Raw genomic sequence first — 17,474 nt, 5'->3', positions numbered from 1 at the left:
TATAGTTAACTTTTGAGTACAATCTTATTTCCTGGCTTTATATTCATCAAAACTATAAGGCCCAGCTCCAAAAAAAGAAATCATTAATGCTGCCCCAATAATAGAAAGGTTTCTCATAAAAGTCATAAGAACCAATTGATGACGAACTGGATCTTCAATATTCCAGAAATCATGCATTACAAATGTTACTGGTAACAGAATAAGAATTATCAACCATGAACCCCATTTGGCCATGAACCCCGTTAAAATACTTAATCCTCCCAATAATTCAAAAATCCCCACCAAAGGAACCAAAATATAAGAACATGGTATTCCTTTTGCCGTAGCTTCATAAACAAAATAATCTGAAAAATTTGCGATAGAAGAATACATAAAAATTGTACTAAATAAGATTCTGCCGATTAAAGGGATATAATTCATAATAAAAAGTATTAATTAGGTTAATAATAGTTTTATTTTGGAATAAATCTTTGAATAAATTAAAGAACACTTAAATTTAGTGAATTAAAATCAAAGGACAAGGGCTTACTGAAATTCTTACAAGTCTAAGAGGAATACTTTCCTTAAAATTAAACTATTATATAAAAAATAAGGGCCGTCTCATATTGAGACGACCCCTATTAAAAAAAACTAAATGTAATTGTTTTTGAGTTATCAAATTTAGTATTAACTAATTTCAATTACTCGTGGAGATTTACTTTCCTTTGCTTCTTCTTTTTTAGGAATAACAAGGTGTAAAAGTCCGTTATCGTAATGTGCTTTTATTTTTTCTTCGTCAACTATATTGTTTGGTAATTCAAAACTTCTTTGAAATGATTGATAACTAAATTCTTTTCGAGTATAATTATCTTCAACTGTTTCTTTCTCGTTCTGTTTAACAGAAGATATCGTCAATAAATTATCGTTAAGAGTAACATTAAAATCCTTTTTATCCATTCCTGGTGCAGCAACTTCTACTTCAAAATTTTCATCTGTTTCTTTAACATTTATTGATGGTATTGTTGTACTTGTAGATGAAAAATTGCTGTTTTCCCAGTTAAAAAGTTCACGTCCGAAAAAATCATCTAATAGTGATGGAAATGATTGTGTATTGTTTCCGTTATTTCTGATACTTAACATGATGATTTACTTTTAATAGTTATACAAATAATTTAATAATTATTAAAAATGTTGATCAACATCATGCATATAACAAAATAAATACCAAACCATAAAACCTGTCATTTTTTCATAAATAAATGAAATATTGACATAAAAAATCCTAACATAAACTATTAACACTAACAAAATGACAGTATCTATCTATTTACCCCAATCATACCGACCTAAAGCTCTTAAAATAATCCCTTTCTAAAATTTAGAACCAGTCTAACCGACTAACAAAGATCTTTGCCAATTTTTAATACTAATTTTATCCTTTAATTATAAAATTATTACCATGAGTGCTATTGAAAATGAAACCTTGCTGAGTAAGGAACTCTCTGTAATAGACAAAAAATTAAATAAGCTTAATGATGAAAAAATAAAGCTTCTTTTTAATGCATTAGGTCTTACCTCACGCGAAGATATCCCGAAAAATTACCTTGACTGGGAAACAATTCTAATCATTGTTCCAAACCGACAAGTATCGCACGAACTAAAATCTTATAAATATTCAATATCCAGAATTACCTTTGCTACAAATATTTACGCCAAAGAAATACATATTTATGACTTAAATGATTGGAAAAAAGCATTTGGTAATAAAACACATTTGCAAATAAAAAATGCATTAAAAGATAGTTTTGGCGGAGTTCAAAAAACTCAGGAAGAATATATCAAAACCATTCCTAAAAGCAACTAAATATCATGGAAGCAGAACATCATTATATAAACAGAAGTGGATGGTTACGAGCAGCAGTTCTTGGTGCTAATGACGGTATTTTATCGACTACAAGTTTAGCTATTGGTATTGCTGCTGCCAGTACTACTCGTGAACCTATTATTCTGGCTACCATAGCTGGTTTGGTAGCTGGTGCATTATCTATGGCTGCTGGCGAATATGTTTCGGTAAGTTCCCAATCTGATATCGAAACTGCAGATTTAGAAAGAGAAAGCATAGCACTAAAAACTATGCCTGAGATAGAATTAGAAGAACTAGCTGAAATCTATGAAAATAGAGGATTAACTCCCGAACTTGCCAAAGAAGTTGCCATACAATTAACCGCTCACGACGCTCTCGAAACTCATGCCAGAGACGAATTGGGCATTAATGAAATTACTCAGGCAAAACCATTGCAAGCAGCTTTTGCATCGGCAGCATCATTTATTGCAGGTGGGATTTTACCTCTCTTTGTTTCAATTTTTGCCCCTCTTAAAGAAATCGTCTTATATCAATATGCTTTTGCCATAATCTTCCTAGCACTTTCTGGAGCATTAGCCGCCAAAGCTGGTGGTTCTGATACTACTACAGCAATATTACGAATTACTATTTGGGGAACTTTTGCAATGGGAATATCAGCTTTAGTTGGTTATCTTTTTGGTGTAAACATTTAATTCTTAATTCCTTTTTTAAGATTTTTAAGCAACGGATTATCCGAAAGTTTAATTTGTTCCACCGCTATTTTTGCAATTTCGGTTGCTCCCAATAAAGAAAGATGGGTGTCATCGTCTTTTCCTTCTGGATAATAAGCAATCTCGCCTGCCTTGTAATGCAAATGCAATTTTTTAGATTTTTCAGGGCCATAAGATTGCTCTAATATTTCGGTGTAATATTCCAAGTCGATAAATGGCACATTCAATTCCTTAGCAACCAATCTGGCTTCCAACGGGTAATCTCCATGTGAACTTATTAAAACTCCTTGCTCATTAAATTTTCTTCTGGCAATAGACGAAAACAGAATCGGAATCGCTCCTTTAGCTCTACTTTCGGTTACAAAACGGATCAAGTTATAACGATATGTTGTATGCGGATTTGTATATCGGAGTGAATCGGCTATTTTTTCATCGTTATGTCCAAACTGAATAAAAACATAATCTCCTTTCTTAAGTGATTTATATACCGAATCCCATAGCTTCTCGGCAATAAAACTTTTTGTACTTCGTCCGTTTACAGCCTTATTCGTTACAACTATACTTTCTCCGAAAAATGGCTGTAATACCTGACACCAACCATGCTCAGGATTCTTATCTGGATTCTTTTTATTCGCCATTGTAGAATCTCCAATGCAATATAAAGTTGTTTTTTGTGCGGAGACATTAAGCGCAATTAGTAATATGATTAATAAATAATATTTCATTTTTTAGATCTCTTTTTTTTTAAACTCTTTTTTTAGACTTCTTAGAATATTAGATTCTAGACTTCTTTGATTTTTAAAATTTATATGCTTTTGTATTTTAGTAATAAGATATGATTGCATTATGGTAAGCCTATATTACGTAGACGCACTGCGGTGCGTCTCAACAGGAAACCTTTGCACCTTTGCGCCTTTGAACCTCTGCACCTTTGTTCCTTATGGTAAACCTATATTGCGTAGACGCACTGCGGTACGTCTCTACAGAGCACCTTTGCGCCTTTGTTCCTCTGAACCTTTGCATTTCTGAACCTTAGAGCCTTCCTAAAGATACCGCCGTAGGAACTGTTGCTTTCTCACCAATATAAACCTCATTTATCGTAACATTTTCAGCATTACTATTAGAAATGGCATTCTTAGCCGATTTAATTTCGATGTTATCTAATGAGATATTCTTCACTTTTTTCTCTGGGAAGCCCTGAATTACAATTCCTATTCCCGTTACTTTATTACACGAAATATTAGAGAATGAAATATTTGATATTTCCGACGGAAAACCGCTTCCTTCGCCATGATAATTGGCTGTAATATACAAGCAATCTTCTACTTCGCCTAATTGGATATTTCGAACAAAAACATCTTTTATATAACCTCCTCTATCGGCATTTGTTTTTAAATAAATCCCTCTTTTTAAGTAACCAACCGTTTTGCAATTTTCGACAAACACATTTTTAATTCCTGCCGACATTTCGCTTCCTAAAACCACACCGTGAAGTCCTTTAAAATTGCAATTTCTAATTACGATATTCTCACTTGGCGTGTCTGAGTTGGCTCTTCCCTCATAGTCTCTTCCTGCTTTAATAGCAATATTATCATCGCCATTATTAAATGTAATTCGTTCTATTAAAACATCTTTGGCATACTCTGGATCGATTCCGTCGTTGTTATGATTTAAAGATTTATAGGTTACATCTCTAACGGTTATACTTTCTGATTTTAATAAATGTAAACACCAAAAAGGGGAGTTTTCGATTCTGATTTTCTCTACCAAAATGTTTTTACAATTGAAAAACTGAATCATCTGCGGTCTTAAAAAATATCCATTTCCGAATTTTCTATCTTTTAACGGAATATTATTATAATTCATTTCGCGGCTTAATTTTTTACCCGCGTTTTCTTTTGCTTTAAAACCACGCCACGTATTTCCTCCTTCTCCATCAATAGTTCCTTCGCCTGTAATAGCAATATCTGTACATCCGTACGCATATATAAGCGGACTATAATTGTTAAGCATTGTTCCTTCCCAGCTTGTAAGTACCAACGGTAAATAATGATTTGGATTGTCACTAAATTTAATTTTAGCATCTTTTTCTATCACTAATCTTACATTGCTAACAAAATGTATTGGTCCGTTGAGTTTATAAATTCCTTTCGGAACTACAATTGTCCCTCCTTTATTTTTCTTGCACAATGCCATCGCTTTATCAAAAGCGGGTTTGCTATCGCTCACAGAATCTCCTTTCGCGCCAAGCGTAACAATATTTATTTGATACGAAGGAATTACCGGTAACTTGATTCTGCTAACGATCGAATCGACTTTGCTTGTTGGAAAATCAGCTGTTTGTGCAAAACAATTCAATGATAATATTATAAAGAAAAGAAAGCTGTATTTCATGTTTTAGACTTCTTAGATTGTTAGAATTTTAGACTACTTAGATTTTTAGACTACTTAGAATGTTAGATTTCTTAGACTTGATGACTACTGGCATTATATCTAAGACGCACTGCGGTGCGTCTCTACGGAGAACCTTTGTAGCTTTGTTTCTCTGTTCCTTTGCTTCCCCAATCTTGTCACCCTGAGGAACGAAGGGTCTCCACAAGAAACTAACACAAACTTGTCCTAAATTGTCGAGCTACTCACGGAGATTGCTTCGCCAGTTCGCTATCGCTCGTGTCTTCCTGCGTCAGAAAGACAAGTTTGGGATTATATTATGGGTAAACCTATATTGCGTAGACGCACTGCGGTGCGTCTCTACAGAAAACCTTTGTGCCTTTGTTTCTCAGAACCTTTGAACCTTAAAAAAAACCTTTGAACCTTAAAAAAAACATTCTCAACCGTATATTTCTTAGCCTCTTTTTTACTTAACTGATGTGACCATGTAACTCTTTCTTTTGGTTTGTATCCTTCGCCACTACAATTATATTCAGCATAAAAAGCAGTTTTTTCGGCTTCGGGTTTAGACCAATTTTCCCAACCTTGTGGTACAATATGATTTCCCATTTTGCACTCTATAAAAACGGTTTTGGCATAAATACGCCATGGTCTTCCTAGGTAAACTTGTGTTGCATTTTTATCTGCTGTTAGGTTACAGTTTTTAAATACAAATCCAAAGGCTGTTCCTTCGGGTGTTGATGCCGCTGTTATGTATGAATTCTTAAGGCTATGAATTTGGCAATTCTCGAATAATACTGTGGCTTTCCCGAAAATAAAATCGGTTGTTCCTTCGATATAACAATCTTTAAAGTATTGTCTTGAGTTGTTTCCGGATGCATATAATGTATCTTGATTTCCTAATATATTACAATTAAAAACATAGGCTCTGTCCCCCATAATCGATAAAGCAACTGCTTGACCAATGTCTCCAGATGAATTTTGAATCGTTAAATTTGATGCCGAAAAATCATTTCCTTCAACCAACATTGTGTAGGTATAAAAAGTGCTGTTTCTGCCTAAATTCATTTTGCCAAAATAATCATCGTAGGTAATAATTGTCTTTTCTTTACTCTCTCCAATTAAAGAAACATTATTATTAAATTCTGGAATTCTTACTTTTTCATAATACGTTCCGTTTTTAATATGAATCGTTACTTTCTCATACGGAAAAGCTTTGGCTGCATTTATCGCATCCTGAATTAACTTGAAATCACCAGATCCATCTTGGGCTACTGTAATTACGTTTTCGGACTCAGCTTTTTTTTTCGCTTTTTTCAAAAGCGTATTTTTTCTCCCAACTTGGGTATTTTTTTAAAGGTTCTTTAGGCTCATCGGTGTACCAAGCGTATCCGTTTTTGCGTTCAGCTCCTATTTCGTCCAGAGATTTCTTTTTTACTCCATCTCTATCACAAAAAAATGGTTCGTTGTTGTCTAGCTCCATAAACCTTGCCCAAATTGGTGAAGCATTTGTAGCTGGAACCATTTTTTTATCGATAATTTTTCCTGCATCATTTAGAATTCGTTTTTCTTCGAGATTCGTGATTTTAGTTTTTTCAAACCATGCACAAGCACTTTTTACTGCTGTAATTACTTCTGGTGACGGTTTATCGATAGACATTAGTAACAATACTATTTTAGCCGATTCTTTCCCGCTTAATGATGGTAATTCGTAAGCTCTTGCTTTGGCTGGAGCCAAAGTATTTTCGTCATGTTGTGCGCACCAAGCCGTTAAAACTCCGTTTTGCTTGTATTGTGTTTTTATGATACAGGTTATTCCTTTATCAAAAGCTGCTTTAGCTTTAGTAACATAATCTTGTGAGAGAAGAATACCGTTATAATCGGAGGTTTCTGCGATTTGTTTTAATATTGATAGGATATGAAACATCGAATCGTCATTGTAGGTGATATGGGTATAATATCCTTTTTTTAAGGGATAAAATTGTGGCCATCCTCCATTATCGTATTGTGCTTCTAGCAAATAATCCAATCCTAAAAGAAACGCTTTTTTATATCTTTCGTCTGTTTTTTGCTTGTACATTTTTGCCAGAAAAAGCATTTCCTGACACGTTGCACCATTATCGGTTGTAATATCGTGTAGGTCACTTTTTAATGCAATTAAACTTTGCTTTTCAGTATCAGAAAGTGGTTTCTGCATTTCGATATTCTTTGGCCATCCGCCAATGTTACGCTGATATAACAACACGTTCTCGGCTATGGCTTGAGCTTCGGGCGTTGCAAACCAAGCTGCATCGCTTTTGCGAATAATGTCACTCCAGTTTTTATAGTTATTTTGAGCTTGCAACATTACGCTGCATCCCAATACTATTACTAGATTTAATACTATGAATTTAATATGTTTCATTTCAAATTATCTGTTTAATTCTAATGCTGCCAAGATAAATGGACCTGTTGCTTTAGGATCGTTGTCTTTTTTTCTTTCGTTTATATAATATTCATACGAACCGTCTCTGTATGGTTTCCCTCCTAATCCTGCAACTGCGCAAGCATTAGTAATTGTAATTTCACCATCGGCATCGACTTTTATCAATTCTTTGGTTAATCCATTAAAAGATTTATTTGCGATGTCTTTATATTTTTTTGGCAAATATCCTTTGTTTGCTCCTTTTGCGAAAGCATAAATAAACATTGATGATCCTGATGATTCTAAATAGTTTCCTTTTTTATCGCCCTTATCGGTTACTTGATACCAAAGTCCTGTTTTCTTATCTTGAAATTTCACCAAAGTTTCTGCAAGTTGGTTTAAATACTCAACTAGTTCTTTTTCTTTCGGGTGGTCTTTAGGAAAATAATCTAATACATCGACTAATGCCATTGCGTACCAACCTAATGAACGTGACCAAAAATTTGGTGATGTTCCTGTTTCTGGATTTGCCCAAGGCATTTTTTTACTTTCATCCCAAGCATGAAAAAGCAATCCTGTTTTTTTATCCAAATCATTTTTCTGAATTAATTCAAACTGTTTGGCGATATCATTAAGTTCTGCTCCTTTTTCAAACTGGGTTGTATATTGTGCATAAAATGGTTCTCCCATATACAATCCATCTAGCCACATTTGGTCTGGATATATTTTTTTGTGCCAGAATCCGCCACTTGTAGTTCTTGGTTGCTCTTTTATTTGTTTTCTTAAAAGCTCTAATGCTTTTAAATATTTTTGATCTTTTGTTGTGTCGTATAAATTAAATAATAAACGACCAGCCGTAACCATGTCTATATTATAGGTTTCAAATTTATAGCTTTTAATGCTACCATCTTCTTGCACTAAATCGTCTACATACTTTTTTATGTAATTGTAATATTTAACATCGCCTGTCTTTTTATACAATTCTTCAAATGATGTTAGTACCAATCCGTGTACATAATCCCATTTTGGTTCTTTTAAATCATCAATCATATAAGCTTCGGGATGACGCTTCATGATAGACAAAGCCATTCTTTCTGACCATTTTAGGTCTTTAGAAATCGCTACAGAAGTTTTTGCAGGTTCTTGAGAAATAGTTTTACAACTCATTAATGTCATTACACAAACCAATGCTATTGACCCAAAATAATTTCGTTTTATAATATTCTTCATTTTAAAATATGCTTTATATTTTTATTTATCCAACTCTATCGCACTCAACATAAATGCTGTTAAAGCTATCGAACTATTGTCTTTCTTTTTTCCGTTAACGTAATATTCATTTGTCCCGTCTCTAAACGGATTCCCTCCTAATCCTACATTTGGTGAAACATTTATTATGTTTAATTCTGCATTATCTCCAAATCTAACAAACTCTTTTATAAATCCTTCAAATGATTTTTCGGCAATCGTTTTATATTCCGAAGTTAAGTATCCATTATTTGCTCCTTTTGCAAAAGCATAAATAAACATTGCCGATCCCGATGGTTCTAGATAATTATCTTTAAGTGTTGGTTTATCTGTTACCTGAAACCATAATCCCGACTTATCTCTATAAATAAGTAACGCTTTCGCTAATTGATTTAAATACCCAACTAATACTTTCGTTTTCGGGTGATTTTTTGGATAATAATCCAATGCATCTACCAGAGCCATCATGTACCAACCCATGCCACGTGACCAAATTGTTGGCGATGTTCCTGTATCTGGATTTGCCCACGCAATTTGTTTGCTTTCATCCCAAGCATGATATAACAATCCTGTTTTTGTATCTACAAAATGATTCTGTACCAACTCAAATTGTTTGGCAATATCATCTAAACTTTTGCCTTTTTCAAACTCAACTGTATATCGTGCATAAAAAGGTTCTGCCATATACAATCCATCTAACCACATTTGATTGGGATAGATTTGCTTGTGCCAAAATCCCCCGCTTGCATTCCTGGGTTGGCTCTCGATTTGATTTCTCAAAATAACCAAGGCTTTACGATAGCGTTCTTCTTTGGTTAAATCATACAAATCAAAAAGGATTTTCCCCGGATTGATATAATCGATATTATATTCTCTTGCATCGTAACTTGCAATGTTTCCTGAACTATCTATCAATTCATTTGTGTATTCTTTTACATAATCCAGATACTTTGGATTTTTGGTCTTTTGATATAACTTTTCAAAAGAAAGCAATGCAAATCCTATTTTGTAATCCCATTTTTGCTTTTCGGCTCCATCAATTTGCCATGCTTTTGGGTATTTGTTTATAATCGAAAGCGCGGTTTTTTCAGACCATTCGCCTTGAGCATTCCCTTTACAGCAAAATAACACCAATACGATAATTACCAGTTTATGAAGATGCAATTTGTTAGAATTAGTCTGAATCATTAATAATTAAATTTTTAATACTTTAATGTATCGTATTTTTTCTTGCACGCAGATTTTAAAAAGATTTAAGCTGATCTACGCAGATAATTATCCATTATTGATTTTTAAAACTAAATCTGCTACAATCTGTAGAATCTGCGTGAAACAAAATTCTTTTAATCTGTGGCTATTATTTCAATACAAAAATTACATTTTACCTTTTTTATTCAATACTTCTAATCTTTTGTCTAGGTATTTTATAAATTCTTCTTTGTTTTTAATACCGTCCTTTTCTTGTTCCCAAGCGCCTAAGAAATAGAACGAAGTTGGTTTTGTGGTTGGTTTAAAAACCAATAAATAATCTAAATCTGTATCGGCTACATTTTCGATTGTACTGGTTTCATAAAAAATTGCCATTCCTAATTTATCCGGAACTAATGATTGTGTTCCGTATGTTGCAAGGTATGCCCACTTCTTGTTTTTACTTTCTTTTTTAAGCAATTCAGCATTTTTCTGTTTTACAATTCCTGTACAAATTCCTTGAATTTCTTTAGAAGCCTTAATTGTATGCTGCGTATATAATTGGTCTGGCTTAATGGTTAACTCTGATGTGAAATCAATTTTATCTGAAGCTGTTTTCCAACCAAAATAATTCACTTTTACCTTAGATTCATTTACCTTATTCTCTACATAAGCCAATGTTGAATCGACTTCATAAAAATGTAATTTCTTATTATCTAAATAACGATCTATAGAACCAATTCCAATTCCTTTTCCAGCTTTTAAAATATCTGCTCCCCAATCGCTCATTTCATGATATGAGTCAAAATTGTCCTGCCCTACTTGAGGCAGAATCATCTCTGAAGTTTTTTTTCCGAAAATATCAATGGCATTTCTCCAGTCTAAATACAAACGATATCCTATTCTGTTGCTTTCCCAACCTGGGCCTTCGTAACGAATATCAAATGAATGGTCGGTATGTTCTGGTGCTAATTTTAGCTTGTCTACATTTTTAAATACAGTTCCTCCTATATACTTACGTCCTTCCCATTTTCCATCTGTTTTTACCGATAATTCGGCGTAGGTTTTGGCTGTTTTTATATCGTATTTATTTTGTGCTTTACAACTCGTAAATCCTAAAATCAATGCTGCCGATACTGTTATTATTGTTTTCATTTTATTCTAATTTATTTAAATATTGTAGCTAAAAATTGTGTTGTGTATTGTACTGTTTTGTCAAACCATGGATTAAAGAACCAAAACGAATGTGGTGAATTTTCGATTGTTTTTACGGCATTATAAATATTGTTTTGGTTCAAAATGTCTATCATATCGTCTCTTCCTGCATGAAACCTGTCCAAGCTGCTATTTATAAACAATGTTGGGGGGGTGTTTTTATTGGTATGCGTTAATGCCGAAGCTTTTTTCCAATTCTCAGGATTTTCCTGATAAGAACCATTTAACCATAAAGCTGCCATTTCTCCTTCTTCGGATTCTGGATGTTTGAAAGCTAAAATTCCGTCTATATCGATAATTGCGTTTACTGTTGCCGATGATTTACTTTTATACAAAGTATCTTCATAAGCTGCATCCTTATTTGTTGTACCAATCAAAGCAGCCATTTGACCTCCCGAAGAACATCCTAAAATAGCTATTTTGTCCGGATCCACGCGGAATCTTTTAGCATTATCTTTTATAAACTTAATTGCGTTTTTCACATCATAAATTGCCTGAGGATATTTCGCTTCAAGCGATAATCTGTATTCTATTGCAAAACAAGAATACCCTTTCTGAGCGATTTCTTGTCCTAAAACCTGCATCTGATTTTTATTCCCAGATTTCCAACCTCCACCATGTATCATGATTACAGCTGGATTTAATTTTTGTTTTTTATTGATAAAAGCATCCAAATGCAATGGTCTGCTTTTCTCTTGATTGTAAACTATATCATAAACAACATTGACATCTTTATTCTTTTGTGCCTGTGCAATTGTTATAAACGGATATCGCTTAATTAATTTAGTATAGGTACTTTTTACAGTATACGATGTATCAATGCTATACTGACTTTGAACAGCAATAGCTTTGAAAAAAAGCAAACAAAAAAGTAATATTCTTATCATCTATAAAAAATAATTTTTAGTTAAGAAAGGAGTTCGACATAATCAAACTCCTTTTTAACTAACTCAAAAAACTAATAATTTAAAAAAATTATGGAATTACTAATTACTAACTCTTCTTAATATGCGGGATTTTGAGGAAAATCTTTATTTCTGTTCAAATCTAGTGCTGCTTGTGGTATTGGTCTTAAAACTTTAAGATTTCCATTTTGTCCATTAAAGGCATTTGCACTTGTAACTTTAGGATTAAATAAAACGGTTCTTTGTACTAGTGTTCCTGTACGTTTTAAGTCGAACCAACGGTGATATTCGCCTAATAATTCTCTTCCTCTTTCATCTAATATTGTATTAATATCTATTGTTGTAAGTACTGGTATTACTCCTGCTACTCCTCCTCCAGCTCTTTTTCTTACTTCGTTTAAACGTGCTAAAGCTGTTGGCGAATCTCCAGCTTTAAAATATGCTTCGGCTGCAATTAAATACGTTTCTCCTAGTCTTGCTATGATAAAATCACGTGTACTACTTCTGTTTGTTGCCACTGTATATGGTGTGGTATTAAAGTTTACACTTGTTGCGCCACTATATGGTGCTTTTGGATCATCGAATTTACGAACAGGAATAAGGTTGTAATCTCCTCCTGCTGCAGCTGCTGATGAATAAGATCCCCAAATATGGTATCCTGTAGGCGTTGTTGCCGGAGCAACTACTTTACCTAAGTCTTTATGTGCTGCTATATAGGCATCTCTATCGGCTTGGGTGAACCATTTTGGCTCGTAAAAATGAGCAATTTTTAATGCTGTTTTATCTGCAACATCATAATAATCGTAATATCTGCTATAGATTTCGGTCATGAATGTTCCTTCCCAACGTTTGTCTCCTTTTTCAAATAATGATAAAGCATAAACTGTAGGGCAAAGTGTGTAACTTCTGTTAGGATAAGGATTCCCAGCTGCTGCTGCACCTAAATACGAACTAAACCAATAGTTTTGTGAACTTCCTAATGATGTTGTTCCTGTAGCATTTGAAGCGATTGAGAATTGAACTGAAAAGATTGTTTCGGCGTTCATTTCGTTTCCTGGTTTTACTACATTATCAAATGAAACGGCTAATGCCTGACCATTAATTACCTTATCTGCCAAGGCTGCTGCAGTTGTAAAATCTGTTGCTGTACCAAAAGTTTCATATCCTCTTGTAAGGTAAACTTTGGCCAATAAATTCTGAACGGCTCTTTTATTTACTCTTCCTGTGTAAGCTCCATCTGCTACTAGCGGAAGTGCTTCGTTAAGGTCTTTTATGATTTGAGTATATACTTGTTCTGCTGTATTTCTGTCAAATGAGGTGACTGCTGTATTGATATTATCTAATACTACTGGAACTCCTCCATAAGTTTGTACTAACAAGAAATAAGCATTTGCTCTTAAAAATTTAAGTTCTCCTATTCTTGTATCTACTGTGCTTGCTTTTTCGGTAATTCCTGAATAATACAATCCTTTATTGGCTTGTTGTATAGATGAATAACAGGTTCTATACAATTGATCTACTCCTTGCGATGATGATGAAAGTGTTAGGTATTTAGCTAATCCTTCTGGTTCTTGATTTCTTCCTTCTGAGTACATATCGGTTCCAGCTTCAAACAACCAAGGGTCTCCACCGTAAACATCTTTTAGTGCTGCATAATTTGTGTTTACCAATGATTCAAAACCGGGAGCAGTAATAAAGTATTGCTCTGCCGAACCATAGGAACGATTATCTTCCTCGATATAATCCGAGCATGAATTTAGTGTCGTTACCAGTATTCCTATAATTACTATTATTCTTTTCATTTTTCTTTAATTTAAAATTTTAAACTTAATCCCATTTGTACTGTCATTGTCGACACACGGTTAACTGCAAGTGCCGCAGTTGCCCATTCTGGGTCGTATCCTTCATAATTTGTAAATACAAACGGATTCAGGACATTTACATAAAGGCGTAAACTTTTAAGTTTTAATTTATCTAGTAATTCATCGTTAAAACTATACCCTAAAGCAATGTTTTGAATTTTAACAAATGATGCATCTTTGTAAAAAGCTACATTATTAGTATCATAATAAACTCCTGCTCCACGTGGTAATGGGTTGGTGTTTGAGTATTGTGCAGGTAAACCTGCTCCATTTGCAGGAACATACCAATCGCCTAAATCTAATTTCTGGCGACCTCTATCGGTAACATCGGCAAAGTTGTCGTGGAATCCGCTAAATACTGTCATTCCTTGATTTGTTATCAAAGACATCGATAAATCAAATTGTTTTACTTTTAATGTTGTAGAGAAACTTCCTGACCATTTTGGATCATAATTTCCTAAAATCGCTCTATCATTATTAGCATCAATTTTACCATCATTATTTAAATCTTTTACTTTTGCTTCTCCAGGTTTTTGACCATAAGAAAGTGCCTGAGCAGCTTCGCTTTCTTGCCAAACTCCATCAAAAACATAGTTATAATACGAATGGATATTTTCTCCTATAAATAAGTTGTTTCCAACATCGTCTACTTTGTCTTGTCCGTAAATAGACTCCAATTTATTCACGTTTTTAGTAAAGGTAAAACTGGTTTCCCAAGACACATTTTTAGTTTGGATATTCTTAGTTACCAAGGCAACCTCGATTCCTCTATTGCTTACAGAACCTACGTTTGAAGTAATTGTAGGAACTCCAATCTCTAATGGTAATGCTTGCTGGAACAATAAATCTTTTGATAAACGATCGTAAACATCTACGCTACCTGAGATTCTGTTTCGTACAAATCCAAAATCTAAACCTAAGTTTACCTCTTTTGTTTTCTCCCAAGTAAGGTCTGTATTTCCTAAGCTTGAAGATGTATATCCATTTGCAACTGTACCATTAAAGTCATAATATGTTGGTACTTTTAAAACACTTAAACTTGAGTATGGACTTACGTTGTCATTTCCTGTATAACCGATACTTCCTCTTAATTTAAAGTTTGAAACAAATTTTAAATTTTTCATGAATGATTCTTCATGAACATTCCAACCCAAAGCTACAGATGGGAAAGCTGTCCATTTATTTTCTTCAGACAAAACCGATGATCCATCATATCGTACTGAAGCTGTCAATAAATAACGCCCTTTGTAAGCGTAGTTTAAACGAGCTGCATAAGATTCTAATGTGTTTTTAGAATACGGAATAAATACGCCCGAAGGAATTAAAGCAATATTACCTGATGGTGTTAATGAATACGTTGCTTGTGCTCCTGAAGGAAGATTGTAAAAACTCGTTTCGAAAGGATTTTCTCTTGAAGAAGAAAAATAAGTTTCGGTTGTATTTGAATAAAAACTCTGAAGTCCTAAAAAGCTAAATACGTGAGCGTCTTTTATCGTGTAATTGATATTGAACTGATTGTCCCAAGTATAATTGAAGTTGTCTACATTGGTTACATCACCAGATGTTAAACTCTTGTTTTTAAGTCCAAAATCGGTCTGTGCTCCTAATGATCTACCTTCTCTGGCATCCATTTTTCCTGCTGAAAAAGTTGACTTGAATGATAACCAGCTTGTCGCTTTGTACTCTGCAAATACGCTACCTATTGTAGTAAATCTTCTTATTTCGTCGCTAGAATTAGCAATTTCTAAAAGCGGATTGTATGATCCTGTTTTATTAATTCCAAGGGTTCCATTTGGGTATTTTAAAGTACCCGGTTGTTGTGCATAGGTACCAACTATTTCGTTACCCGATGCATCTATCGCCCATGGAGATGTATAAGGGTTTTGTCTGAAGGCTTCTTGCATTGCAGTTCCACTACCAAGTTGCTCGTCCGTTTTAGACATCGTTAAGTTTACTCCAAATGAAATTTTATCATTTATCTTATGATTTAAACCTGCTTTAAAAGTATATTTATCGATTCCTTCATTATCGATAACTCCAGTTTCTTTCTGTGCTCCCAAACCTATGTTATAAGACAATCCGTTATCGGCACGACCCGAAACTGTAAAATAATTATTTTGTGTCATTCCGCCTTTAAGCACAGTATCTTGCCAATTGTAGCTTTGGTTGTTTGCTACTCTTTGAAATAAAACTGCATTGGTTCCGCCTTGTCCTACAGCAGCATTTAATTCTGTTGGATCTATATCCATATAAGTAGGATTGGTTGCTGAAATTGTAGTTGCCAAAAATGCCGATTGATGATAATACCACCATTTTTCTGGGCTCATTAATTTAGGTAATCTCACCGCTTGTTTGTTACCGTATGAAGTATCAAAAGTTACGGTTACACCAGCTTTGGCATTTGTTCCGTTTTTTGTAGTCACAATAATAACTCCACTTCCTCCTCTTGAACCATAAATTGCAGCCGATGATGCGTCTTTAAGTACGTCCATTCTGGCAATGTCCTGCGGGTTTAAGAAATCGATATTATCTGTAGGTACTCCATCTACAACAAACAGCGGTTTTGATCCGTCTTTATTAATAGAGTTTGCTCCTCTTATAATAACATTAAATCCATCGCCTATTCGTCCTGAGTTTGAGGTTACCTGAACCCCTGCAATACTTCCCTGAATTGCTTCCATAGGATTGGTAACATTTCTTTCGGTTATTTTGGCAGATGATAAAGTATTGACTGCTCCCGTAAGATCTGCTTTCTTAACAGTTCCATATCCTACAACAACTACCTCTTTTAGAGAATTTGTGTCTTCGATAAGGCTTATATTAATTTTTGATTTTCCTGCAACACTCACTTCTTGAGTCTGGAAACCTAAATAGCTTAATACTAAGATTGCTTTACTGTTTGTTACATTTATTTTAAAACTTCCTTCAAAATCTGTCGAAGTTCCGTTTTTAGTTCCTTTTTCTAGAATATTCACTCCTGGCAGAGATAATCCAGCGGCATCGGTAATTTTTCCTTCTATTACAGTAGATTGAGCATTTATGGTATTGCTCAACAGAAAATTCAGGAAAAATAAAAATACAAGATTGTATTTTATTTTTTTCTTTAATAATGGTTTAATGTTCATAGTTTGGTTTTAATGGTTTGGTTAATTGATAGTATTTTAATTCATAATTGATTCTATTTTTTTATCATTATATAGATAGGTAGTAATAAAATTTATGCTTTTTAATATTCTTTAGTAAATAAACCTAATCTGCTTTTTTTGCGATTAATCCCTCTTTTTCCATGGATTGGATTCAGAAATATTATGAACTTGTTTCTCTGTATGAAAAACCAACAGTATAATCACATTAAAAACTGCAACTATTTGTGACGTTATAAACTTATTTACAATCATCTATACCGATTATTAATGCCTTTTCTGAATAAAAAACAACAATTATGTAATCGATTACACGAAAGTATAAAATTAGTTTGAACGAGCCAAATTAAATTAAATAAAAATTACGTATTTGTTTTATATACAGGATTAAAATTATAATAAGTGTAAAAAAACTGATAATTTGTTATTATAATAATTTAAATAAGATTTAAATGTTACATTAAAGTAATCGATTGCTTTAAGTATTCAGTTTCAGCTTGCAGTACTAGTTTAAAGTACCAGTTGTGGCAATTGAGAGATGTGAAATATAAATTGTATAATATTT

14 protein-coding genes are annotated in these 17,474 nt (G+C 33.6%); 2 read left to right on the top strand and 12 right to left on the bottom strand.

From position 1 onward, the window contains the following. Positions 1–24: 24 nt before the first annotated feature. A complete protein-coding gene (locus AC3IPI_RS16390) occupies positions 25–420 on the bottom strand; it encodes a DoxX family protein (protein ID WP_489154147.1) in 396 nt (131 codons plus the stop codon). A 246-nt stretch (positions 421–666) separates the two neighbouring features. Next, positions 667–1,119 (bottom strand): Hsp20/alpha crystallin family protein, encoded by a 453-nt coding sequence (locus AC3IPI_RS16385; RefSeq protein ID WP_086895306.1) that lies wholly within the window; start codon positions 1,117–1,119, stop codon positions 667–669. A 319-nt stretch (positions 1,120–1,438) separates the two neighbouring features. Here AC3IPI_RS16385 and AC3IPI_RS16380 point away from each other — a divergent pair, with 319 nt between their 5' ends. Both AC3IPI_RS16380 and AC3IPI_RS16375 read left to right on the top strand, forming a co-directional pair. Then, positions 1,439–1,843 carry a hypothetical protein gene (locus AC3IPI_RS16380; protein WP_489154144.1) on the top strand — a complete coding sequence of 135 codons (405 nt, stop codon included), beginning with the start codon at positions 1,439–1,441 and terminating at the stop codon, positions 1,841–1,843. A gap of 5 nt (positions 1,844–1,848) precedes the next feature. Next, positions 1,849–2,535, top strand: a complete 687-nt coding sequence (locus tag AC3IPI_RS16375; RefSeq protein ID WP_489154142.1) for a VIT1/CCC1 transporter family protein — start codon at positions 1,849–1,851, stop codon at positions 2,533–2,535. On the opposite strand, the gene AC3IPI_RS16370 is transcribed toward AC3IPI_RS16375, so the two are convergent. From AC3IPI_RS16370 to AC3IPI_RS16325, 10 genes are all read right to left on the bottom strand, one after another. Beyond that, positions 2,532–3,278 carry a rhamnogalacturonan acetylesterase gene (locus AC3IPI_RS16370; RefSeq protein WP_489154140.1) on the bottom strand — a complete coding sequence of 249 codons (747 nt, stop codon included), beginning with the start codon at positions 3,276–3,278 and terminating at the stop codon, positions 2,532–2,534. The genes AC3IPI_RS16375 and AC3IPI_RS16370 overlap by 4 nt on opposite strands. Before the next feature lie 307 nt (positions 3,279–3,585). Then, positions 3,586–4,947 (bottom strand): glycoside hydrolase family 28 protein, encoded by a 1,362-nt coding sequence (locus AC3IPI_RS16365; RefSeq protein ID WP_489154138.1) that lies wholly within the window; start codon positions 4,945–4,947, stop codon positions 3,586–3,588. Between the two features lie 357 nt (positions 4,948–5,304). Beyond that, positions 5,305–6,264 (bottom strand): pectinesterase family protein, encoded by a 960-nt coding sequence (locus tag AC3IPI_RS16360; protein WP_489154136.1) that lies wholly within the window; start codon positions 6,262–6,264, stop codon positions 5,305–5,307. Beyond that, positions 6,239–7,348: a pectate lyase gene (gene pelA, locus AC3IPI_RS16355; RefSeq protein WP_489154134.1), complete on the bottom strand. Its 1,110-nt coding sequence runs from the start codon at positions 7,346–7,348 to the stop codon at positions 6,239–6,241. The genes AC3IPI_RS16360 and pelA overlap by 26 nt, the downstream gene beginning before the upstream one ends. Positions 7,349–7,354: 6 nt before the next feature. Next, positions 7,355–8,578, bottom strand: a complete 1,224-nt coding sequence (locus AC3IPI_RS16350) for a glycoside hydrolase family 88/105 protein (RefSeq protein ID WP_489154132.1) — start codon at positions 8,576–8,578, stop codon at positions 7,355–7,357. Positions 8,579–8,599: 21 nt separating this feature from the next. Further along, a complete protein-coding gene (locus AC3IPI_RS16345) occupies positions 8,600–9,784 on the bottom strand; it encodes a glycoside hydrolase family 88/105 protein (RefSeq protein ID WP_489154130.1) in 1,185 nt (394 codons plus the stop codon). A 186-nt stretch (positions 9,785–9,970) separates the two neighbouring features. Continuing rightward, the gene (locus tag AC3IPI_RS16340; protein ID WP_489154128.1) at positions 9,971–10,939 is read right to left on the bottom strand and encodes a DUF4861 family protein; all 969 of its coding nucleotides are present in this window, start codon (positions 10,937–10,939) and stop codon (positions 9,971–9,973) included. An 11-nt stretch (positions 10,940–10,950) separates the two neighbouring features. Further along, positions 10,951–11,886 carry an alpha/beta hydrolase fold domain-containing protein gene (locus AC3IPI_RS16335; protein ID WP_489154126.1) on the bottom strand — a complete coding sequence of 312 codons (936 nt, stop codon included), beginning with the start codon at positions 11,884–11,886 and terminating at the stop codon, positions 10,951–10,953. A gap of 116 nt (positions 11,887–12,002) precedes the next feature. Beyond that, on the bottom strand, positions 12,003–13,706 hold the full coding sequence (locus tag AC3IPI_RS16330; protein ID WP_039115632.1) for a RagB/SusD family nutrient uptake outer membrane protein: 1,704 nt from the start codon (positions 13,704–13,706) through the stop codon (positions 12,003–12,005). 11 nt (positions 13,707–13,717) lie between these two features. Then, on the bottom strand, positions 13,718–16,891 hold the full coding sequence (locus AC3IPI_RS16325; RefSeq protein ID WP_489154123.1) for a SusC/RagA family TonB-linked outer membrane protein: 3,174 nt from the start codon (positions 16,889–16,891) through the stop codon (positions 13,718–13,720). Positions 16,892–17,474 lie beyond the last annotated feature (583 nt).

The organism is Flavobacterium sp. GL_143 (assembly GCF_057834355.1).
Note: the sequence above shows the minus strand (reverse complement) of the source record. Positions and strands in the feature narration are given on the sequence as shown.

Coding starts and splice junctions, on each gene's coding strand:
- AC3IPI_RS16340 (WP_489154128.1), bottom strand. CDS start 10,939: ATGAAAACAATAATAACAGTATCGGCAGCATTGATTTTAGGATTTACG.
- AC3IPI_RS16330 (WP_039115632.1), bottom strand. CDS start 13,706: ATGAAAAGAATAATAGTAATTATAGGAATACTGGTAACGACACTAAAT.
- AC3IPI_RS16375 (WP_489154142.1), top strand. CDS start 1,849: ATGGAAGCAGAACATCATTATATAAACAGAAGTGGATGGTTACGAGCA.
- AC3IPI_RS16335 (WP_489154126.1), bottom strand. CDS start 11,886: ATGATAAGAATATTACTTTTTTGTTTGCTTTTTTTCAAAGCTATTGCT.
- AC3IPI_RS16345 (WP_489154130.1), bottom strand. CDS start 9,784: ATGATTCAGACTAATTCTAACAAATTGCATCTTCATAAACTGGTAATT.
- AC3IPI_RS16365 (WP_489154138.1), bottom strand. CDS start 4,947: ATGAAATACAGCTTTCTTTTCTTTATAATATTATCATTGAATTGTTTT.
- AC3IPI_RS16325 (WP_489154123.1), bottom strand. CDS start 16,891: ATGAACATTAAACCATTATTAAAGAAAAAAATAAAATACAATCTTGTA.
- AC3IPI_RS16370 (WP_489154140.1), bottom strand. CDS start 3,278: ATGAAATATTATTTATTAATCATATTACTAATTGCGCTTAATGTCTCC.
- AC3IPI_RS16390 (WP_489154147.1), bottom strand. CDS start 420: ATGAATTATATCCCTTTAATCGGCAGAATCTTATTTAGTACAATTTTT.
- AC3IPI_RS16385 (WP_086895306.1), bottom strand. CDS start 1,119: ATGTTAAGTATCAGAAATAACGGAAACAATACACAATCATTTCCATCA.
- AC3IPI_RS16380 (WP_489154144.1), top strand. CDS start 1,439: ATGAGTGCTATTGAAAATGAAACCTTGCTGAGTAAGGAACTCTCTGTA.
- AC3IPI_RS16350 (WP_489154132.1), bottom strand. CDS start 8,578: ATGAAGAATATTATAAAACGAAATTATTTTGGGTCAATAGCATTGGTT.
- pelA (WP_489154134.1), bottom strand. CDS start 7,348: ATGAAACATATTAAATTCATAGTATTAAATCTAGTAATAGTATTGGGA.